Origin of the sequence: Cobetia sp. Ld8 (genome assembly GCF_045066615.1) — a bacterium.
Taxonomy (GTDB): Bacteria; Pseudomonadota; Gammaproteobacteria; order Pseudomonadales; family Halomonadaceae; genus Cobetia; species Cobetia amphilecti.
In genome coordinates this window covers 1,021,491-1,042,701 of the sequence record NZ_JBISHF010000008.1, presented here as the reverse complement: position 1 = coordinate 1,042,701, position 21,211 = coordinate 1,021,491, and the positions used below count along the sequence as shown (strand labels likewise).

The window sequence follows — 21,211 nt, the reverse complement described above, 5'->3', positions numbered from 1 at the left end:
CTGATCGAGCCCTGACCATGACTCCCAAACGCAAGCAGCGCCTGTATATCGTCACGGCCATCGTGCTGCTGGCCGCCCTCGCGGTGGGCCTGACCCTCTATGCCCTGCGCGCCAACATCAACGCCTTCTATACCCCGACGCAGATCGCCACCGGCGAAGCGCCCCAGGGGCGGCAGATCCGTGCGGGCGGCATGGTGCGTGATGGCAGTGTCAGGCGCGACAACGAGACGCTGGATGCTATCTTCACCGTCACGGATTTCGATCATGACGTGACGGTGCATTATCAGGGCATCCTGCCGGACCTGTTCCGTGAAGGGCAGGGCGTGGTGGTGATGGGCACCTTCGATGGTGAGCATCTCGAGGCCAGCGAGGTGCTGGCCAAGCATGACGAGAAGTACATGCCGCCGGAGGTGACCGATGCACTCAAGGCCTCCGGGCGTGATGTGTCTGGTAACAGGACGGGCAACCTGACCAGCGACAGCAGCGCAGCCAAGGCCGCGCTCGATCCGCAGGAGACCCCGTGATGGTGACGCAACTGTTGCCGGAAATCGGCCACTTCGCGCTGATTCTGGGTGCCTGTCTGGCCTGTGTGCAGGCGGTCGTGCCGCTGGCGGGGGCCAGTACGCGCCGTCCGCTGTGGATGAGCTTCGCCCAGCCGATGGCCTGGGGGCAGTTCCTGTTCGTGTTGATCGCCTATGCCTGCCTGACCGCGAGCTTCCTGCTGGATGATTTCAGCGTCGCCTATATCGCCAACAACTCCAACAGCCAGCTGCCGTGGTACTTCAAGTTCAGCGCCGTGTGGGGCAGCCATGAGGGCTCTGTGCTGTTGTGGAGCCTGATACTGGCCGGCTGGGGCTTTGCCGTCTCGCTGGGCGCGCGCCATCTGCCGCGCGACATGCTGGCACGGGTGCTGGGCATCATGGGGCTGATCTCCACCGGCTTCATGGCCTTCGTGCTGCTGACCTCCAATCCCTTCGCGCGCCTGCTGCCGGACATGCCGGCTGACGGCGCGGACCTCAATCCGCTGCTGCAGGACATCGGGCTGATCATCCATCCGCCGATGCTCTACATGGGCTACGTGGGCTTCTCGGTGGCGTTCGCGTTCGCGATGGCGGCACTGATGGGCGGGCGTCTCGATGCCGCCTGGGCACGCTGGGCGCGCCCCTGGACCAACATCGCCTGGGCCTTCCTCACCGTCGGCATCGCGCTGGGCAGCTGGTGGGCCTACTACGAGCTCGGCTGGGGCGGCTGGTGGTTCTGGGACCCGGTGGAGAACGCCTCCTTGATGCCGTGGCTGGCCGGTACCGCCCTGATCCACTCGCTGGCGGTCACCGAGAAGCGCGGCGCCTTCAAGAGCTGGACGGTACTGCTGTCGATCTTCGCCTTCTCGCTGTCACTGCTGGGCACCTTCCTGGTGCGCTCCGGCGTGCTGACCTCGGTGCACGCCTTCGCCAGCGACCCCGATCGCGGACTGTTCATTCTGGTGCTGCTCGGCATCACCGTCGGTGGCTCGCTGCTGCTGTTCGCGCTGCGCGCGCCGCGCGTGCGTTCGACGCTGGGCTTTCACTGGCTATCGCGGGATGCCTTCCTGCTGGTCAACAATCTTGTGCTGCTGGTGATGATGGTCACCGTGCTGCTGGGCACCCTCTATCCGCTGGTACTGGATTCGCTGGGGCTGGGCAAGATCTCGGTGGGCCCGCCGTACTTCAATGCGCTGTTCGTGCCGCTGACCACGCTGCTGTGTGCCTTCATGGGCCTCGGGCCAGCCTCGCGCTGGAAACAGATGCCGGGGCGCGAGCTTACGCATCGTCTGGCGCTGGCCGGCAGCGCGGCACTCGTCATCGGCGGCCTGCTGCCGCTGACGCTGGATATCGAGTGGAGCTTCTCGGTGGCGCTCGGGCTGGTCATCGCGCTGTGGGTGGTGCTGCCGCTGCTGCGCGACCTGTGGGACAAGAGTGCCTCGAAGGCGGGGCGCTGGGCGGGGCTCAAGCGCCTCACGCCCAGCTACTGGGGCATGCAGCTGGCGCATCTGGGGCTGGCGGTGACCATCGTCGGCGTGACGCTGGTCTCCAATACCGAGGTCGCCGAGAACGTGCGCATGGTGCAGGGCAAGGAAGTCAGCGTGGGCGGCTATCAGTTCCGAATGACAGAGCTTGGTGAATATCGCGGCCCCAACTACCTGTCGGACCGCGCCACGGTGGAGGTCAGCCGTGATGGCAAGGCGGTGACGACACTGCATCCCGAGAAGCGTCTGTTCCTGGCCAGCGGCATGCCGATGACCGAGACCGCGCTCGATGCCGGCTTCACGCGTGACCTCTACGTCGCCATGGGCGAGAAGCTGGATGACGACAGCTGGGCGGTACGCATCCAGGTCAAACCCTTCGTGCGCTGGCTGTGGCTGGGCGCCCTGCTGATGGGGGCGGGCGGCGTGATCGCCGTGCTGGATCGCCGTTATCGCCGCCGTGTCGAGGCCAGCACGGCGTCTGACACCCGCTCCCTCGCCACGCAGGAGGCTCGCCCATGAATGTTCGTCGTCTGGTGCTGTTCGTGCCGCTGGTGGTCGTGGTGGGGCTGGGTGCCTTCCTCTACCAGCGCCTCGATGATGACCCCTATGCACGGGACTCCGCGCTGCTGTCGCGGCCCTTCCCCGAATTCTCGCTCAGCACCTTGAGTGATCCGCAGGCGCGCCTCGATGCCTCGCTGCTCAAGGGGCAGGTCAGCCTCGTCAACGTCTGGGGCGAGTGGTGCCCGACCTGCAAGCACGAGATGCCGCAGCTGCTGGATCTCGCCAGCCGCGGCGTGCATATGGTCGGCGTCGACTACAAGGACACCCGCGCCAAGGGCCGTCAGTTCCTGGCGGAATTCGGCAACCCGTTCAGCGTCAATCTGTTCGATCCCGACGGCACGCTGGGCTTTGATCTCGGCGTCTATGGGGCACCGGAAACCTTCCTGGTCGATGCCGAGGGTGTGATCCGCTATCACCACACCGGCTACATCCGGCCCGAAGATGTCCGCGACGTCATCCTGCCGACGCTGGAGCGCATCGCGGAGCCCGCGACTAACGCCGCCAGCACGCCCGATGAGGAGGCCAGCTCATGAAATCCGTGCTCAGGAGTTTCGCCATCCCGCTGGTGCAGGCGCTGGTGGTGCTGATGTTTCTTGCCTGGCTGTCAGCCGGCAAGGCGCAGGCCGCCATCGAGATGCATCAGTTCGACAATCCGGTGCTGCAGAAGCGCTACGACAGCCTGACCGCCGCGCTGCGCTGCCCCAAGTGTCAGAACCAGGCGATCGGTGACTCGGACTCCCCCATCGCCGGTGACATGCGCCAGAACGTGGCGGACCTGCTCAAGGACGGCCGCAGTGACAGCGAGATCCAGAATTTCATGGTCGCGCGCTTCGGCGAGTACGTGCTCTACAATCCGCGCCTCGATGGGCGCACCTGGCTGCTGTGGGGCGGTCCGGCTGTTTTGATTCTGCTCGGCCTGCTGGTCGTGACCCTGATCGTGCGCGCCCGGCGGCGTGCGCGAGTGCGTGCGCTGGATGATGATGAGCAGGCGCGCCTGTCGGCATTGCTTGCCACGCACCGCCAGTCCATTGATGAGCAGCCTGGTGATGAGCAACCCGGCGCTGGGCAACACACTGCCAAGGAGCGCTCATGATCCTGTTATGGCTGGCGATTGCCGTGCTGTTGATTCCCGCCGGCTGGCTGCTGTTGCTGCCGTTGCGGCGGGCGCGTCGCGTGCATGCCGATCAGCAGGCGTTCGAGGACAACGACAGCCTCGGCGCCGAGAACGTGCGTGTCTATCGGCGTCGACTGGCCTCGCTGGAGCGCGGCCATGCGCGCGGCGAGCTGGATGACACGGCGCTGGCGGAAGGGCGGGTCGAGCTGGAACGCAGCCTGTTGGAAGACGCCGAATCCCTGAAGCGCTCTCCGCTCAAGGCGGCCAGCAGTGGCCGTGTGCTGGTGCCCGTGTTGCTGGTGGCGATGGTGGCGGGCTCGCTCTACTGGTATCAGCGCGAAGGCGCGAGCGGGGACCTGGCGCTGGCGCAGGCGATTGCCGCCACGCCGATCCATGATGCCGTCAGCTTCGAGGCGCGCATCGCCCGGCTGCGCGCCGAGGCCGAGGCCCAGCCCGACAACGCCAAGGTGTGGATGGCGCTGTTCCCGCTCTACCGCGATGCCGGACGTCTCGATGAGGCCATGCAGTCGCTCGAGACGTTGATCGCGCTCGAGGGCCGCGTGCCTGCGCTGATCGCGCAGCTGGCGCAGCTCAAGTTCTTCGCCGCCCAGCGCACCCTGACCGATGAGGTCCAGACGCTGGTCGATGAAGTGCTGGCGGCCGATCCGCGTCAGCCGACGGTACTCGGCCTGCTCGGGATCGAGGCCTTCGACCATGCCCGCTATCCCGAGGCCATCGATTACTGGCGCAAGGCAATTGCCGGCTTCGAGAATCCCGATGCCGCCAAGGCGCTGCGCGAAGGCATCAAGGCCGCACGCCAGCGCATGGCCAGTGCCGGTGATGTCGATGCCTCGGTCGCCCTGGCCAACTCGGTCGCGCCAGATCAAGGCTCGGCGGATCAGAGCACTGCGGCTGATCAGGACAGCAAGGAGGGCGCCGCACGTCTGACGCTCAAGGTGTCACTGGACCCGACGCTCAAGGCGCAGCTGGCGGCGCTGCCGGTCAGTGCCGAAGCGGCGACCCTGTTCATCGTGGCGCGCGATGGCGAAGGCAAGCTGCCGCCGCTGGCAGTGGTGCGCACCACCGCGGACAAGCTGCCGCTGACGCTCACTCTGTCGGACGACAACGCCATGGCCCCGATGGCGCGGCTCTCGATGGCCGAGCGCGTCACGCTCGTGGCGCGTATCTCCGCTTCCGGGCAGCCGACGGCCCAGCCGGGGGATCTCGAAGGCAAGCTCGAGAATGTCATCGTCACGCGCAGTGCTGACGCCGATGACGAGAAGGGCACTGATTCATCACAGGCGCCGCTGGCACTGCGCATCGATCACCGCATCACTCAGTAAGCCGCGATTGGCCCCTGGCCCGCGCGATGACGGCTTCGTTTGTCATTGCGCCGGTTGGGGCCATCGCCGCTTTTGGGTAGACTGCGCGCTGGTTTTTCGAAAATACCCTCGATGACCGGCTGTCTCGTCGTAAGGACATGTTTACCTTGCGGCGGTGCGGGCTCTTATCGAAAGGCCTGCGACGCCGCGGTATTTCAGGTTTTCCTGCGTCAGAGCTTCTTTCTCCAGAAGTTGTTTCTTCAGACCTTCTTTCTCCAGACTCAAGGACGCGCCAGGCGCAATGCGGCTCAAATCGATCAAGCTGGTCGGCTTCAAATCCTTCGTCGATCCGGTCACCGTGCCCTTCGACAGCAACATGACGGCGATTCTCGGCCCCAACGGCTGCGGGAAATCGAACGTCATCGATGCTGTACGCTGGGTGATGGGCGAGTCCAGCGCCAAGAATCTGCGTGGCGAGTCGATGACGGATGTCATCTTCAATGGCTCCACCGGACGCAAGCCGGTGGGGCAGGCTTCCATCGAGCTGACCTTCGACAATGCCGACGGTAGCCTCGGTGGCGCCTGGTCCGAGTATGCCGAGATCGCCGTCAAGCGTCTGGTGACGCGCGATGGCCAGTCCGGCTACTTCCTCAATGGCCAGAAGTGCCGCCGGCGTGATATCGCCGACGTCTTCCTCGGCACCGGCCTCGGGCCGCGCTCCTACTCCATCATCGGTCAGGGCATGATCTCGCAGCTGATCGAGGCGCGCCCGGATGACCTGCGCAGCACCCTCGAGGAAGCCGCGGGCATCTCCAAGTACAAGGAGCGCCGCCGCGAGACCGAGAACCGCATGAAGCGCACCCAGGAGAATATGGAGCGCCTGGATGACCTGCGTGAGGAGCTCGACAAGCAGCTCGAGCGCCTCAAGCGTCAGGCCGAGGCCGCCAAGCGCTATCAGACCCTCAAACAGGACGAATACCGCCTCAAGGGCGAGCTGGCCGTGCTGCGTCGGCGGGGCCTGCGTGCGCAGCAGCGCGAGCAGCAGTCACGCGTCGCGGAGCTGGAAACCAGCGTCGAGCGCGAGATTCTCGGTCAGCGTCAGTGCGAGAGCCAGCTGGAAGAGCAGCGCTATCAGCACGACGAGCTGGCGGGAGAGCTGGAAACCCATCAGGCCGCCTTCTATGAGACCGGTGCCCAGATCGCGCGTCTCGAGCAGAGCCTCGAGCACGCCCGCACCCGTGAGCAGCAGCTGGCGGCGGATCTCGAGATGGCCAGGCGTGAGCTGAGCGACATCCAGCGCGTCGAGGGTGAGGACGGCGAGCGCCTCGAGATGATCGATGCGCGTCTGGAAGACATCGCCCCGGAACTCGAGCTGGCCCGCGAGACCCTCGAAGGGCTCGAGCTGTCATTGGAGGAGGCCGAAGAGCGCCGCCAGGACAGCCAGAGTGAGTGGGAGCGCTTCAGTCAGGCCGACAACGAATCCCAGCGTGGTGCCGAACGGGCCCAGAGCGAGATCCAGCAGCTCGAGAATGCCATCGCCGACGCCGAGCGCCAGCGTGAACGCCGTCGCCAGCAGCTGGCGGAGCTGCCGGATGTCGCTGAGCTGCGTGAAGCCCGCGAGGAGCTGCGCGAGCAGCTCGATGAATTGTCGCTCAGTGGCGAATCACTGGAGTCGCGCCGCGAGCAGGCCAGTGAAGCCCGTGAGCAGGCCCAGGCCGATCGTCTGGCGCTGGATGGAGAGCGTGATCAGCTGCGCCAGCGTCGCAACGTTCTGCAGGGCGAGAAGGCCTCGCTTGAGGCACTGATCGACGCGGCGCTGCGTGACGACGATGACAGCCTGGCGAGCCATCTGGAGCAGCACGGGCTCGCCGAGACCCCGGCGCTGGCCGAGGGGCTCGAGGTCGCCGAGGGCTGGGAATCGGCCAGTGCCTGGGTGCTGGGCCCCTTCCTCAAGGCGCGCCTGGCGGCGAGCGAGCCGTCGCGTCTGGCCACGCTGATGGATGAGCTGCCCGGCGGCGAGCTGTTGCTGGTCGATGGCACGCCGGCGTCCAGCGCGGCAACCCGCCCCGCCGGCACTCTGGCGGCGCAGGTGAGTGGCGCGGATGCCCTGGCCGGCTGGCTGGCCAGCATCCACTGTGTCGAGTCGCAGGCAGCCGCCTGGGCCAGGCGTGATTCGCTGGCCGCGCACGAGAGCGTGCTGACGCCGGATGGTCTGTGGTTGGGGCAGGGCTGGAGCCGCCGTCAGGTGGCCGGTGAACGTGCCGATAGCGTCATCGCCCAGCGGGCGCGCCTCGAGCAGGTCGTGCTGGAGCTCGAGTCACTGGATGAGCGTCTCGAGGAGATCGAGACGCGACTGGCCGCAGCCGCCGAACAGATTGCCGGCGCCGAGCAGCAGCTCGAGCATCTGCGCGTCGAAGAGCGTGAGCTGGGCGAGCGTCAGCGTGAACTCAGTCTCAAGGAGGCCGGCATCGCCAGCCGCCTGGAGCATGTCGATGGTCGCGCTCGTGAGCTGGATGAGGAGCTCGAGCAGCTGGCGGAAACGCGCGAGACTCAGGCCCTGACGCTGGAGGAGGCGCGCGAGCGCTGGCAGCAGGCATTGGAGGCGGTCGAGAACAATGCCCAGTCGCGCGAGTCGCTGGAGCGTTCACGGCGCGAACATCAGGAGGCGCTGGCCGGGCTGCGTGCCCAGCTGGCGCCCGCGCGTGAGCAGGTCAACCGCCTCGACATGGAGCGTCAGCGCCTGACCACCGAGCGTGATGGCATGCAGGGCCAGCGCATGCGAGCCGTCGAGCAGCGCGAGAAGCTCGCCGAGCGCATCGAGATGCTCGAGGCCAGCCGCGAAGAGGCCTCACTGCCGCAGGAAGAAGAGCGCGAAAAGCTCGAGATGCTGCTCGAGACGCGTCTGTATCAGGAAACCAAGCTCAACGCCTGTCGTGACAAGACTCATGAATTGGTCGAACAGATGCGACAGGCGGAACAGGCGCGCCAGACTCATGAGCGCAATCTCGAGGGGATTCGCCAGCGCCTCGAGGAAGGCCGCATGCAGGTGCAGGCGCTGACCCTCAAGGGCGATGCGCAGGACGAGCAACTGGTGGAACTGGGCTATGACGAGGCGGCGATCGCGCAGCTCGAGGACGAGCTGGACCCCAATGCCACCGAATCGGCCTGGAGCCACAACCTCGAGCAGATCGGCGAACGCATCAAGCGGCTGGGGGCCATCAACCTGGCGGCCATCGAGGAATACGACCAGCAGGCCGAGCGTCGCAACTATCTGGAAGCCCAGCATGCCGAGCTGAGCGAAGCGCTGGAGACCCTCGAGCGCGCCATCCGCAAGATTGACCAGGAAACACGGGTGCGCTTCAAGGACACCTTCGACAAGGTCAATGCCGGAATCCAGGCGCTTTTCCCCAAGATCTTCGGGGGCGGAACCGCATGGTTGACGCTGACTGGTGATGATTTGCTGGAGACGGGAGTCGCGATCATGGCGCGGCCACCGGGCAAGAAAAACTCCACCATTCACCTGCTGTCAGGCGGCGAGAAGGCACTGACGGCACTGGCGCTGGTCTTCGCCATCTTCCAGCTCAATCCGGCCCCGTTCTGCATGCTCGATGAGGTGGATGCACCGCTGGATGATGCCAACGTCGGACGCTATGCGAGGCTGGTGAAGGAGATGTCGGAAAGCGTACAGTTCATCTATATCACCCATAACAAGATCGCCATGGAAGCGGCAGATCGGCTGATGGGTGTCACCATGCAGGAACCCGGCGTCTCGCGCCTTGTCTCTGTAGGGATAGAAGAAGCTGCCGTGCTTGCCGAAGCGTGAGGGAAAAGCCGTTCAGGAGGGCAAGGTCATCCTCCGGCGCGGTAGCCAGTGGCCGCCTTGGTGGCCTAGTTGGCAAGATCGTGTTGCATCTAGAGATCGAAAGCACTACGAGTTTGCGTCATAGTGTCAGTCAGGGATAATTGAAGGGCGATTGCGCAGGTCACCACCACAGGATTGACATTCGAAAAAATGTCCCCTTTTTCTGCAATCGCGCTATGCTGTTCACGTGCATGGTGCCCAAGCAAACAGGCTAATGACCCATGGAATTGAGAGAGTGGCTCATCTTGTTGGGGTTGGTGCTGGTCGCAATCATCGTCGTTGACGGTGTGCGCAGGCTCCAACGTCAACGTCGAGTACCCCGACTGGATCGAGCGGGTACAGAGGATTCCACCGACGATGCGGGCAATCCCGCGGTGGAAGAAGAGGAAGAGCGTGACAACTGGGAGCTGCCGAACGGCGGCTACCGGGTGGTTGGCGATTCCGAGACGCATGCCGAGGCCGAGGAAGATGTCGTGCTCGACAATGCGCACGGCATCAAGGCCTCGCGGGTGACTCAACCGAGTCGTCCGGCGCAGCCCATGGAGCGTCGTGAAGCGCCGGAGCGCAAGGGCTTCGGCGAGCGTGCGGCTGCCTTCGGTGCACGTGCCAGCCAGTCAATGCGCGACGTGACGGCCAGTCTGGGCGCACGGCGTGATGATGAGCATGAGCACGACGATGCGCATCGTGAGCCCGTGCTCGGCAGCGCCTCCAGCGAGCAGACCGAGACGGCGCGCGAAGACGACTTCCATGAGAAGCCGGTGATCACCGCCGAGGACGACAGCATCAGCGTCTCCTCCACCCAGGCCGATGATCTCGAGCCGATGGCCGAGATCGAGGAAGGTCAGGATGCCAGGACTGAGGCGTCGTCCGCTGGCAAGCCGGCCGATGTCGCCAGCAGTGCTTCCCAGCGCCAGGAACCTTCACTGGAAGCGGCCGCCGCGCCTGCTGCCGATGCCACAGCGCCCGAGGATGATCGTCATCCGCTGGTGCTGCGTGCCGAACGCAATCAGGTCGATGACCAGCTCGCACGTGACACCCTGGCCGATGCCAGTGAAGTCATCATCATCTCGGTGATGGCGCGTGGCGATGAAGGCTTCAGTGGTGAAGACGTGCTGGGCATCTCGCTGGCCTGTGGTCTGCGTCATTCCGAGATGGGTCTGTTCCTGCGCCACGAGGAAGATGACGATGACAGCCCGCTGCAGTTCGCGATGGCCAACGTGGTCAAGCCGGGCATCTTCAAGCCGGCCGAGATGGTGGACAGCCAGCTGGATGGCGTCACCTTCCTGATGCCGCTGCCGGGCGCGGATGACACCTCCGCCGCCTTCGAGACCATGGTCGAGATCGCCATGCTGCTGGTGCGTCGTCTGGGCGGTGAGCTGAAAGACGAGAACCACAGCGTGATGACGGCCCAGACCATCGAGTTCAAGCGCCAGCAGGTGCATGAGTTCGAGCGTCGCAATCGTCTGCATCGCTACCAGGCCAACTGATCGACTCCCCAGCCATTCTCTGAGTCGATCAGTCATGCCAGAACGCCAACGGCGACCTTCGGGTCGCCGTTGGCGTTTTCATGTCCTGCCGACCTCTTGCAGCCTCTGACCGTCGCCCGAAGTGCTTGAATGTGTGGCCCGTCGATCACATTGAGTACAATGGCAGCATCAAGGCGACCCCTCCGCCTGCAAGCCTGTGCAAGCTCTTGCAAGTGCGTCAGGTCGGAGGGGTCGCCACCCGTTTTCAGGTCGCTCAGCGCTGCCTTCTGGCAGTGCTGGCGAGCCACTGTTTCGAGTGAGTGTCATGTCAGCCCAGGATGATCTGTTTTCGGCGCCTGCCGATGATTCCAACGCCTCGAGTGCTTCCCGCTCCGCTGAACCGGCCGTGGTGGAAGGCGTGCCTGCCAAGGTGATGGAGGAGGTCGCGCAGCTGCATCGCGAGCTGCTTGAGGCCAGCCACCGCTATTACGTGCTGGATGATCCGACGCTGACCGATGCCGACTACGACACGCGCCTGCGTCGCCTCGAGGCGCTGGAAGCCGAATATCCCCAGCTGATCAGCTCGGAATCGCCCACCCAGCGTGTCGGAGCCGCGCCGGCCAGCGGCTTCGAGGAAGTGCAGCATGCGGTGCCGATGCTGTCGCTCAACAACGCCTTCGATGACGATGAGCTGCGCGCCTTCGTGCAACGTGCGGCGAAAACGCTGGAGCTGGGAGACGCTCAGGACGCGGGTGACGAGCTGAGCTTCTGCTGCGAGCCCAAGCTCGATGGCCTGGCCGTGTCGCTCATCTACGAGAATGGCGTGCTGGTGCAAGGCGTGACGCGCGGCGATGGCCGCACCGGCGAAGGCATCACCACCAACCTGCGCACCATCCGCTCGATCCCGCTCAAGCTGCGGGGTGATGATCTGCCGGAGCTGCTTGAAGTGCGCGGCGAGGTCTACATGAGCCACGCTGGCTTCGAGGCGCTGAACGCGCGCGGCCGCGACGAGGATGGCAAGGTGTTCGCCAACCCGCGCAATGCCGCCGCCGGCAGCCTGCGCCAGCTGGATTCCAACATCGCCGCCTCGCGTCCGCTGGAATTCTGCGCCTATCAGGTCGCGCGGGTGGATGATGCGCTGCTCGCCAGCGAGGCCGGCCAGAATCATTCCGGTCTGATGGCGCTGCTCAACGACTATGGCTTCCGCACCAGCCCGCAGCTTGAGGTGGTGCGCGGTGCCCAGGGCATCATCGACTACACCCGCCGCCTCGGTGAGCAGCGGGATGGCCTCGATCACGACATCGATGGCGCGGTCATCAAGCTCGATGCACTGCGTCTGCAGCGTGAACTGGGCTTCGTGGCGCGCGCACCGCGCTGGGCCATCGCCTACAAGTACCCGGCACAGGAGCAGGAAACCACCCTGGAAGGCGTCGATTTTCAGGTCGGGCGCACTGGCGCGCTGACACCGGTCGCCCGGCTGGCACCGGTGCAGGTCGCCGGTGTGGTGGTCTCCAACGCCACACTGCACAACATGGACGAGGTGGAGCGTCTCGGCGTGCAGATCGGTGACAGCGTCATCATCCGCCGCGCTGGCGACGTCATCCCGCAGGTGGTGCGGGTCGCCAGTGAAGGTGCCAGCCGTGAAGCCATCGTGCTGCCGGACGGCTGCCCGGTGTGCGGCTCCGAGATCGAGCGCCTCGAAGGCGAGGTGGTGGCACGCTGTGCGGGCGGACTGATCTGCGCCGCGCAGCGCAAGGAAGCCCTCAAGCACTTCTCCAGCCGCAAGGCGCTGGATGTCGATGGCCTCGGCGAGAAGCTGATCGAGCAGCTGATCGAGCGTGAGCTGGTCAAGACGCCGGCGGACCTGTTCCACCTGGAGGCTGCCACCCTGGCCGAGCTGCCGCGCATGGGCGAGAAGTCCGCCGCCAATCTGGTCGCCTCGCTGGACAAGAGCCGCAACACCACCCTGGCACGTTTCATCTACGCCCTCGGCATTCGGGAAGTCGGTGAAGCCACCGCCGCGAACCTGGCCACGCACTTCGGCACCCTGGAAGCGCTGCGCGCAGCGGATCAGGCCGCGCTGGAGGCAGTGGAAGATGTCGGCCCCATCGTCGCCGCGCATATCCATACCTTCTTCCAGCAGCCGACCAACAACGAGACGCTGGATGCGTTGCTCGCCTGTGGCCTGAGCTGGGAAGAGGTCGAGATCGGTGAGCGCCCCCAGCCGCTGGCAGGCCAGACCTGGGTGTTGACCGGCAGCCTCGACAGCATGACGCGTGATGAAGGCAAGGCACGTCTGCAGGCGCTGGGCGCCAAGGTGGCGGGCAGTGTCTCGAAGAAGACCGCCGGGGTGGTCGCCGGCGAGGCAGCGGGCAGCAAGCTCGAGAAAGCCATGCAGCTGGGCCTCACGGTGCTGGACGAAGAGACCTTCGTGAAGCGCCTGGCCGAATGGGAATCCGGTGCTGATGCACAGCAGGACAATCCGCAAGCCAATGTGCAGGACAGCGCGCAAGACAGCGCGGGAGAGGATGCATGAGTACGGATACGCTGAACGATGCACCGCAGGCGGCGCCACGCCACCCTGATGAAGGACAGGAGCTACCCATGAGCCAGATGCCACTTGATCAGATGGACCCGCGGGACCGCTTCATCGAGGTGCCGCAGACCATGCTGCCCGCCGATACACGGCGCGCCCTGCTGGAAGCCTTCGTCACCCGCCAAGGCTATGACACCACCGATGTCGGCGAAGGCATGGCCGGCTGGGTCGCGGAGCTGGAAGGCCAGCTGTCACGCGGCAAGCTGTTGATCGTCCATGACATCGGCACCGAATCCACCGAGGTGATGACGCTGGAGCAATGGCAGTCCTTCGGTCGCCAGCTGGCGGACGACGAGGAAGAGGGCGACTGAGCCCGGCCAGCGGTCATGCTGTGTTGAGCATGCCCTGATCCTTACCCTGCCCCTGGTCCCGGGGCTGGAAACGACAACGCCCCTGGCCTGAGCCAGGGGCATTGTCGTTCATGAAGCACCAGTTGTTGCGCTAATTAGTGCGCCTAGTGGCGTCTGGCGATGCGCCGGATCATGCAAACCACATTGGCACGACCAGGCTCGAGATCAGCAGGATCAAGGCCCCGCCCAAGCGCGAGGAAATCTGCGCGAAGGGCATCAGCTGCATGCGATTGGCCGCCGAAAGCACGGCGACGTCACCCGTGCCGCCCATGTTGGCCATGCACAGTCCAGCGGTGATGGCCGACTCGATGGGGTAGAAGCCGACCAGCTTGCCCACCAGACCCGCACCGAAGGCGGCACCGGCGACGACACCGAACACGATCACCACGTAGGTGATGGTGATGGCATCGATTACCTGGCCCAGATCGGTATAGGCCACGCCGATGCCGAACAGCAGCGCGAAGGTCCAGTTGCCTGCCACGAATCGGAACCATTGGGCGGCGGCCTGATTGATGTTCTCCGGTACCAGGTTGGCGCACTTGAGCACGGCGACCGCGATGATCATCAGCGCGTAGGGGTGCAGCGGAATGACCTTGCCGAGAATCTGGCTGGCGACGAAGAAGCTCAAGGCAATCACCATGCCGATGCCCAGCTGGGACAGGTCAGGCGTGCTCTTCTCTTCGCGGACATTGACGCCCGGCATCATCTGGCCGCCACCGGTCAGTGACGGGAAGCGCTTGCCAAGCCCGTTGAGCAGCCCGGCAATGATGATGGCGAAGACATTGCCCAGGGCCAGTGCCGGCACCAGGATCGAGATATAGTAGCTGGCCGGTTGCCCCAGCAGCTGCTCGTAGATCTGGCTCATCGGCACGGCGCCGGCGCCCATGCCGCCGCCCATGATGGGCAGGGCGATGACCATGACGGCATCCTTGGGCGAGAAGCCCATGACCCAGCCGACCAGCATCGCGAAGAGCGCCGCGAACAGCACCGAGCACAGCAGCGGCAGCGCGAAGCGGGCCCCGACCTTGACCAGCACGCGGGAGTCCATGCCGAGAATGCTGCCGGTGATCAGCGCCGCGATGTAGAAGTTCAGAAAGCCACCGGCCTTCATGAACTCACTGACATTCGCCGTGACCTCCTGCGGCAGCCAGCCGCTGTAGACCAGCGCTGCGGCACCGAAGATGGCGAGAATGGCGCCGCCACCCAGATAGCTGTTGATGATCGGCAGGCGGTCGCCCAGAAAGCCCAGCAGCTCCCCGAGAATCATCATGACCAGCAGCGCGCCGATCATGCCCGCAGGCAGGGTGTCGGTGGCGATGGCGGCGACAAGAACCAGGAAGGACAGGGCGAAGATCGGCAGCGACATGCCGAAGATGCGCGTCTTCTGCCAGGGGGACTCTGCGGCAGGCGTGGCCGTGGCGGTCTGCGAGGAATGTGTCATGCATGCTCCTTGTCCTGCACTCTGTCGTTGCAGGACCTGTTGTCATGCCCGGACGCGTTGGCGTGGCATCGCGGGATCGTTTGGGACGGGGAAGGGACATCATGTTCGCGCACTGGATGCGCGTCACAGGGAGCTTACGGTGTGGCTCCCGAGGGCCAAGTTTTGCGAATTAAAGAAAGCCTTTTGAAACTTATGAAAGCGCCGGCTGCCACTCGCCCATGCGCCGGGCCGAATGGCCATGCCACCAAGGGGGCACATGGCTTGTCCGGCGTGTTGCGACATTCTCAACCCGGGCTGAGCGCGCTGACCTCATTGCTCGCCGCCGGCATGGTGATCGTCAGCCTGCTGGTCGCGGCCTGGCTCTTCAGTGCCCAGCTGGAGCGGACCCAGCGCGAGATCCAGGGCCAGCGCATTGCCGCTCTTGCCCAGCGCATCGCGCGTCTGCCCGAGGTGCGTTCCGCCCTGAGCGAGGCCAGCTCGCCGCAGGCTGCACCTCCTGTCGCGGACAGCCGCCTGGCGGCACGCATCGAGCGACTGCGTCAGGAGAATGCCGTCGACTTCATCGTGGTGATGCGCCCGGATGGCCTGCGGCTCAGTCACCCGGACCCCGCACGCATCGGGCAGCCCTTCCAGGGTGGCGACGAACAGCGTGCGCTTGCCGGCGCCTCCTACCTCTCTGAATCCCGCGGCACGCTCGGCGAAAGCCTGCGCAGCTTCGTTCCGGTCATGGCGAATGCGTCCAGGGGCGGTGAGCGCGCCGTCGTCGGTGCGGTGGCCATCGGTATCACGCTGGATTCCCTGGGGCGGCGTCTGGCCGATGAGAAGCGTCAGCTGCTGCTCGGGCTGGGCGTACTGATGCTGTTCGGCACGCTGGGCGCACTGGGATTGGCGCACTATCTGCGCAGGCAGCTCAAGGGGCTGGAGCCGGCAGCCATCGCGCGTCTGGTGGAAGAGCACCAGGCGGTGCTGGCCAGCCTGGAAGAAGGCATCATCGTGGTCGACCCCGAGGGGCGGATCACGCTGGTGAATGCCGCGGCGCGCGAGTTGCTGGGGGCCTTGCCGACGCTGGGCGAGCGCCTTGATGACTGGTTGCCCGACACCGGCATGCGTGAGTGCCTTGTTGCGCACCAGCCGGCGAGCGAGCAGGAAGAGACCCGACTGCGCCAGGTGACCCACGGCGGGCGGCGATTGCTGGTGCGTTGCCAGCGGGTGCATGATGGCGAGCTGCTGATGGGCGGCGTGCTGGTACTGCGCGAGCACGACCGCATGCAGCGCCTCGCCGAGGAGCTGACCGGCGTCCGCCGCCAGGCGGAGTCACTGCGCGCCGCGCGCCATGAGTTCCGCAACCGGCTGCATGTGCTGTCGGGCCTGACACAGATGCAGGACCTCGCCGGTCTGCGCGATTATCTTGCATTGCTGGTGGAGCGGGAGTTGCCGGCGGATGCCGCGGCCGCCGAGCGCATCGCGGACCCTCTGTTGGCAGGCCTCTTGATCGGCAAGCACAGCGAGGCTCGCGAGCGTGGCATCACGCTGGCGGTCGAGCTGGAGATCGAGTGCCATCATGGCCGCTGCGCTGAGTGGGGAATGCCACAGGACGAGGGCGCTCAGGCCGAGTTTCCGGTGCTGGAGCGTAGCTTGAGTCATGATCTGGTCAGCGTGATCGGCAATCTGCTCGACAATGCCTTCGAAGCGCTGGAGGAGGTGGGCGCTGACGCTCACGCCCCGTCTGTGACCCTGGGGTTGATGCTGGAATCACTGGACCCGTCGGCAGAGGCGCAGTTGTCGATCAGCGTGGCGGACAACGGCCCCGGCATGCCGACGGAGCTGAGGCAGACGGCACGCATGGCGGGGGTGAGCAGTCATGGAGAAGGCCGCGGGCTGGGCCTGTCGCTGGTGCAGGAGATCGTGACCGCGCGCGAGGGAGAATGGCACCTCTATGCGCCCTCGGGCGGCGGTACCCTGGTCGAGCTGACCCTGCCTTGCCGACTGCTGACTGGTGTGGCGCCTTGAGCGGATCTCGAGCGCCATGGGATGGCGTTGCGGCCGGAATTTGCACAACGAAGGAGCCAGAGCGCATGCGTGTGCTGATAGTCGAAGACGACCCCATGGTCATGCGTCTCAATGTCGAATACCTCAGTCGCATCGACGGCATGCGCCTGGTGGCCCAGTGCGAGGATGTCGCGACGGCACTCGACGTGCTGGCGCAGGAAGCGGTGGACCTGGTGCTGCTGGATGTCTATCTGCGCAGTCGCAGCGGGCTGGAAGTGTTGCGATGGCTGAGGCGCCACGCCGCCCCCGATATCCAGGTGATCCTGATCACCGCCGCCAGTGAGGCGGACACGGTGCGCAGTGCACATGCGCTCGGGGTGTGCGATTACCTGGTCAAACCCTTCAGCTTCGCCCGTTTTCAGCAGGCGTTGGCACTGGCGCGTCGCGGGCGCCAGCAGCTGGAGAGCCTAGAGGGTGAAGTCAGCCAGCAACAACTGGACCAGCTCTTCGGCGTGCAAGGGCTGGTCAGCGGCGCTGCGGGCGCGGTTCCCGAGGGGCGCCTGCCCAAGGGCGTGACGGCGGCGTCTCTAGCCTTGGTGGCCAGTGCCATCCAGGCGTTGCCGCGTGAGGAAGGCAGCTTCACCAGTGAGGCGTTGCTGCCTGCCACCGGCATGTCGCGAGTGACCATCCGCAAGTACCTGCGCCATCTCGCGGCCTGCGGCATGCTCAGCGAGGCCTTCCACTACGGTCAGATCGGCCGGCCATCCTTCACCTATCAGGTCATCGACCGTCAGGCCCTGTCCAGACAGTGCCGTCAGGCCTGAGTGATATCGACCTCTCAACGCCGCTGGACGATATCGCGGATCAGGCGGCGTCCCGGGTGCAGGTGCTCGGCCAGTTCGCGTTCCAGCGGCAGCGGCTCGCCACACAGTTGCGAGGCGATCAATTCGGCGCACAACGGGGCGGTGGTGAAGCCGCGTGAGCCGTGTGCGGTGGAGAGCCACAGGCCGGGCAGGTGGGTGCCGCTCGACTGCGGCACGCGCTTTTTCGCATCGAAGGCCATGGCGGCGTAGTCCTCACGCCATTGCGTGGCGTCCGGTGCCGGGCCGGCCAACGGGCTCTTGTCCGGGCTGGCGGCGCGCCAGGCGACACGTCCCTGCCAGTCATCGTCTTCCAGCCTGACACCACGCGCCTGCTCCCAGGCGGCGACGAAGGCGGGCAGGGCACTGCGCAGCTCCGCGACATTGGCGGCGTGGTCCGCCTCGCGGACCGCATCATCCTCATCGCGCGGGGCGAAGGTCGCGCCGAAGCTGAGGGTCACGCTGCCATCGGCGTGGCGCTGATAGGGCGAGACATAGCCACCGGCGCACACCACGCTGTCGAGCGCGGGCAGGTGCGCGGCGTGTTCCGGCGCTACCGTGATCTCGCTGACCTGGCCGCGAATCGGCTGCAGCGGCAGGTGCGCGAGCGGCTCGGGCAGGTGAGTCTGCTCCCCCAGCGCGACAATCAGTTGATCGACTTCCAGACAGCTGCCGTCGCTGGTCTGCAGCTGCCAGCGTGGCGCGCCGTTGCCAGTAGCCCCACTTTCCTCGGCCTCCAGCGACTGAATGGCCTCGATGCGTGCCTGCAGGAAGCGGATGCCCGGGGTGGCGGCGAGGTGCTGACAGAGCGCGCTGGGGCGCACCCAGCCCGCGATCGGATAGAAGAGGCCGTCGAAGGCGATCTCGCTGCCGGCGATTCGACTGGCCTCACTGGCGCTGACCGGCGTGAGCAGCGCCTCGGGCAGCGGGTGATTGTCGAGGAAGCGCTGCTGGCGCTTGCGCTCACGCTCGCTGGTGGCCAGCTGCAGCACGCCGCTGGCGGACCACAGGCTCTGCTCGGGGTCGAGGCTTGCCAGCCAGCGCCGGCTGTACTGCAGCGCGGCCAGCTGGAAGCGACTGGCGGGGTTGGTCTCGGCGGCCAGCTTGACGTAGAGCGCACCCTGGCGATTCCCGGAGGCCCGCGCGCCGGGGGCTTCGGCATCGATCAGCGTGACCTTCACACCGCGCCGCGCCAGCGCCTCGGCGCAGCTGGTGCCGGCGATACCGGCGCCGAGTACCGCGACATGCGTCTCGCGAGCGATCGGCGCGGGCTGCGGGGGCTGGGTCCAGGGCTGCTCACGACGCAGCGGATGAAGGGCGCCACGCACCGCGTGCTCCTGCATAGGGGCGTGGGTGGATGCGGGTGAGGCATCAAGCCCCATCAGCTCGGCGCGCGCGGCGGCGGTCGGCTCGTCCAGCTCGCCGCAGATCATCTCGCGCTTCATGCCGTGGCCGGGCACCTTGCGCCACACGAAGCCTGCCGCGCGCAGGCCACGCCGCACGAAGCCCGCGGCGGTGAAGGTGGCGAAGGTCGCCGTGGGGCGCGAGACACCCGCCATGGCCGCGAACAGCTCGGGTGACCACATCTGCGGGTTTTTCGACGGCGAGAAGCCATCGAGAAACCAGGCATCCACGCCACCTTCCAGGCGCGACAGGCGCTCCACCGCATCGCCGAAGTGCAGGTCCAGGGTGATGCGCTCATCCAGCCACAGGCGGTGCACGCCGAGGACGGCAGCGGGCCATTGAGCGACCAGCGGCTTCGCCAGTGAGGCGAGGTCCGGCCAGGCGGACAGCGCCCGCTCGAGGTCCGCGGCACGCATCGGGTGCTTTTCCACCGAGACGACATGCAGGCGCGCCTCGGCGGGCGCCGTCGCCAGAAAGCGCTGGGCGGCGCACAGGATGTTGAGGCCGGTGCCGAAGCCGGTCTCGCCGATCACGAAGGGGCGCGCTTCCCGCCAGTCACGGAAACGCTCGCTTAGCCGGTTGCTGTCGAGGAAGACGTGCACGGTCTCGGCGCGGCCATCGTGGATCGAGAAGTACACATCGCCGTAATCGGTGGCCTGTGGCGCGGTGTCGTCCCACTCGAGCTGTGCCTCTTCCAGTGCCGCCAGTGGCGCCAGTGGCACGTTCGGCACCACGCCGGGCGCCGTGACCGGCTCGATCGCGCTCGGTGGCGTCGTGGCAGGCTTGCGGGCCGCGGTGGCCGGGGCTTCCTGCGGCGAAGTCTTCCGGGCTGGCGAGGCGGCCTGATCAGGAGCTGACTGGCCGGGAGCGGGCTGGCGGGGAGAGGAAGGGTGATCGTTCACGGGCATTCCTGGCAGGAGGTCGAGCGGGAGAGCAGCACAGCGAGACAGCGGCAGAGCAAGGCCTGCAACGCAGACGACGGACAGCCAGGCTGTCCGTCGTCTGTGAGAAACCGCCGGTCAGATGACCGGTCGGACACCGGGCTAGGGCAGGGTCTGCTTGAAGGGCTTCACTTCGGCGCTTTCATAGACACCGGCGATGACGAAGGGATCGGCATCGGCCCACTTCTGGGCGTCTTCGAGGGAATCGAACTCGGCGATGATGACGCTGCCGCTGAAGCCGGCTTCGCCCGGTGCTTCGCTGTCGATGGCCGGGTTGGGGCCGGCGATGACCAGACGCCCAGCGGCGTGCAGCGCCTCCAGACGTGCCAGATGCGGCGGGCGCGCCGCCATGCGCGCTTCGAGGCTACCTTCGACGTCCTGACAGACAATGGAGTAGAGCATCACGAATCATCCTTTTGAGAATTGGTCGAGGAAGCGTTCTCTTCCTGAGGGGCCTGCACCATGTGACGGGACAGGTAGACGCCCTGAACGATGACGAACAGCAGTGTCAGACCGAGCATGCCGAACAGCTTGAAATCGACCCAGATGTCTTCCGAATAGTGACTGAAGACGTAGATGTTGAGGCCGCCCATGGCGAGGAAGAATACCACCCAGGCCAGATTGAGGCGGTGCCAGATGGGGCGTGGCAGCTGAATCGCCTTTTCCATCATGCGCTCCACCAGCGGCTTGCCGCCGAACAGCGGCGACAGCAGGAAGGCGACGGCGAACAGCCAGTTGACCACGGTGGGCTTCCACTGGATGAAGGAGCTGTTGCCGAATAGCACGGTCGCGCCACCCAGAATGACGACCAGCGCCAGGGTGACCAGCTGCATCTTCTCGACGCGCTTGTGGCGCCAGTAGATGTACAGCACCTGCGCGAGGGTCGCGGGAATCAACACGGCGGTAGCCATGATCATGTCGCCAGTCATCTTGTAGACGGCGAAGAAGATCACGATCGGCAGAAAGTCGAGCAACATCTTCATGGGTAATGCGCACTCCTGAACACGACGACGCAGCCGTCGGGAAGGCAAGGGCCTGTGCGAGTGGTATCCTGTCTGACACCAGCGGCGCACCCCTGCCTGCATGTGCTCATTCTGCCGCCATTGCTGCCTGCTGACAAAGCCCCTGTGTGTCCGGGCGCGCATCGCAGCCAATACTGCCCGACGTCTGGCCTGCTGGATCGCCTGCATCTCAGGCATCGCGTGGCACAGACGTTCATCCCGAGAGGTTCCCCGTGTCCGACGTTCTGTCCGACTCTTCGCCGATTTCCGCATCCCGCAAGCCGATCGAGTTTCGCCCG

Annotated in this window: 15 protein-coding genes; 11 read left to right on the top strand and 4 right to left on the bottom strand. The window is 65.8% G+C overall.

Annotated elements, in window-relative coordinates; all coding sequences use genetic code 11:
• Positions 1-17: 17 nt before the first annotated feature.
• The 9 genes from ccmE to ACJJV2_RS15200 all read left to right on the top strand — a co-directional run bounded on the left by ccmE (position 18) and on the right by ACJJV2_RS15200 (position 13,237).
• Positions 18-524 (top strand): cytochrome c maturation protein CcmE, encoded by a 507-nt coding sequence (ccmE, locus tag ACJJV2_RS15240; RefSeq protein ID WP_175089946.1) that lies wholly within the window; start codon positions 18-20, stop codon positions 522-524.
• A complete protein-coding gene (locus tag ACJJV2_RS15235; protein ID WP_405282251.1) occupies positions 524-2,524 on the top strand; it encodes a heme lyase CcmF/NrfE family subunit in 2,001 nt (666 codons plus the stop codon). Before ccmE ends, ACJJV2_RS15235 begins: the two co-directional genes overlap by 1 nt.
• Entirely contained in the window at positions 2,521-3,099 is a 579-nt protein-coding gene (locus ACJJV2_RS15230) for a DsbE family thiol:disulfide interchange protein (protein ID WP_405282046.1), read from the top strand. The genes ACJJV2_RS15235 and ACJJV2_RS15230 overlap by 4 nt, the downstream gene beginning before the upstream one ends.
• Entirely contained in the window at positions 3,096-3,659 is a 564-nt protein-coding gene (locus ACJJV2_RS15225; protein WP_405282045.1) for a cytochrome c-type biogenesis protein CcmH, read from the top strand. The genes ACJJV2_RS15230 and ACJJV2_RS15225 overlap by 4 nt, the downstream gene beginning before the upstream one ends.
• Positions 3,656-5,023: a c-type cytochrome biogenesis protein CcmI gene (gene ccmI / locus ACJJV2_RS15220; RefSeq protein WP_405282043.1), complete on the top strand. Its 1,368-nt coding sequence runs from the start codon at positions 3,656-3,658 to the stop codon at positions 5,021-5,023. Before ACJJV2_RS15225 ends, ccmI begins: the two co-directional genes overlap by 4 nt.
• A 280-nt stretch (positions 5,024-5,303) precedes the next feature.
• Positions 5,304-8,825 (top strand): chromosome segregation protein SMC, encoded by a 3,522-nt coding sequence (gene smc, locus ACJJV2_RS15215; protein ID WP_405282041.1) that lies wholly within the window; start codon positions 5,304-5,306, stop codon positions 8,823-8,825.
• Positions 8,826-9,238: 413 nt separating this feature from the next.
• Positions 9,239-10,351 (top strand): cell division protein ZipA C-terminal FtsZ-binding domain-containing protein, encoded by a 1,113-nt coding sequence (locus ACJJV2_RS15210; protein WP_405282040.1) that lies wholly within the window; start codon positions 9,239-9,241, stop codon positions 10,349-10,351.
• Between the two features lie 412 nt (positions 10,352-10,763).
• Positions 10,764-12,866 (top strand): NAD-dependent DNA ligase LigA, encoded by a 2,103-nt coding sequence (gene ligA / locus ACJJV2_RS15205; RefSeq protein WP_317292917.1) that lies wholly within the window; start codon positions 10,764-10,766, stop codon positions 12,864-12,866.
• 92 nt (positions 12,867-12,958) lie between these two features.
• Positions 12,959-13,237: a YheU family protein gene (locus ACJJV2_RS15200; RefSeq protein WP_043333752.1), complete on the top strand. Its 279-nt coding sequence runs from the start codon at positions 12,959-12,961 to the stop codon at positions 13,235-13,237.
• A 169-nt stretch (positions 13,238-13,406) separates the two neighbouring features.
• Here ACJJV2_RS15200 and ACJJV2_RS15195 read toward each other — a convergent pair whose 3' ends face one another.
• Positions 13,407-14,717 carry a 2-hydroxycarboxylate transporter family protein gene (locus ACJJV2_RS15195; protein WP_043333707.1) on the bottom strand — a complete coding sequence of 437 codons (1,311 nt, stop codon included), beginning with the start codon at positions 14,715-14,717 and terminating at the stop codon, positions 13,407-13,409.
• Between the two features lie 192 nt (positions 14,718-14,909).
• On the opposite strand from ACJJV2_RS15195, the gene ACJJV2_RS15190 reads away from it, so the two are divergent.
• Both ACJJV2_RS15190 and ACJJV2_RS15185 read left to right on the top strand, forming a co-directional pair.
• Positions 14,910-16,727, top strand: coding sequence for an ATP-binding protein (locus ACJJV2_RS15190; protein ID WP_405282248.1), 1,818 nt, complete (start codon positions 14,910-14,912; stop codon positions 16,725-16,727).
• Positions 16,728-16,792: 65 nt separating this feature from the next.
• Positions 16,793-17,530, top strand: a complete 738-nt coding sequence (locus ACJJV2_RS15185) for a response regulator (protein ID WP_175089931.1) — start codon at positions 16,793-16,795, stop codon at positions 17,528-17,530.
• Positions 17,531-17,544: 14 nt separating this feature from the next.
• Here ACJJV2_RS15185 and mnmC read toward each other — a convergent pair whose 3' ends face one another.
• The 3 genes from mnmC to ACJJV2_RS15170 form a co-directional block, all read right to left on the bottom strand.
• A complete protein-coding gene (gene mnmC / locus ACJJV2_RS15180; RefSeq protein ID WP_405282037.1) occupies positions 17,545-19,872 on the bottom strand; it encodes a bifunctional tRNA (5-methylaminomethyl-2-thiouridine)(34)-methyltransferase MnmD/FAD-dependent 5-carboxymethylaminomethyl-2-thiouridine(34) oxidoreductase MnmC in 2,328 nt (775 codons plus the stop codon).
• A gap of 141 nt (positions 19,873-20,013) precedes the next feature.
• The gene (locus ACJJV2_RS15175; RefSeq protein ID WP_043333710.1) at positions 20,014-20,313 is read right to left on the bottom strand and encodes a YciI family protein; all 300 of its coding nucleotides are present in this window, start codon (positions 20,311-20,313) and stop codon (positions 20,014-20,016) included.
• Positions 20,313-20,894 carry a septation protein A gene (locus tag ACJJV2_RS15170; RefSeq protein ID WP_405282035.1) on the bottom strand — a complete coding sequence of 194 codons (582 nt, stop codon included), beginning with the start codon at positions 20,892-20,894 and terminating at the stop codon, positions 20,313-20,315. The genes ACJJV2_RS15175 and ACJJV2_RS15170 overlap by 1 nt, the downstream gene beginning before the upstream one ends.
• Positions 20,895-21,211: the final 317 nt, after the last annotated feature.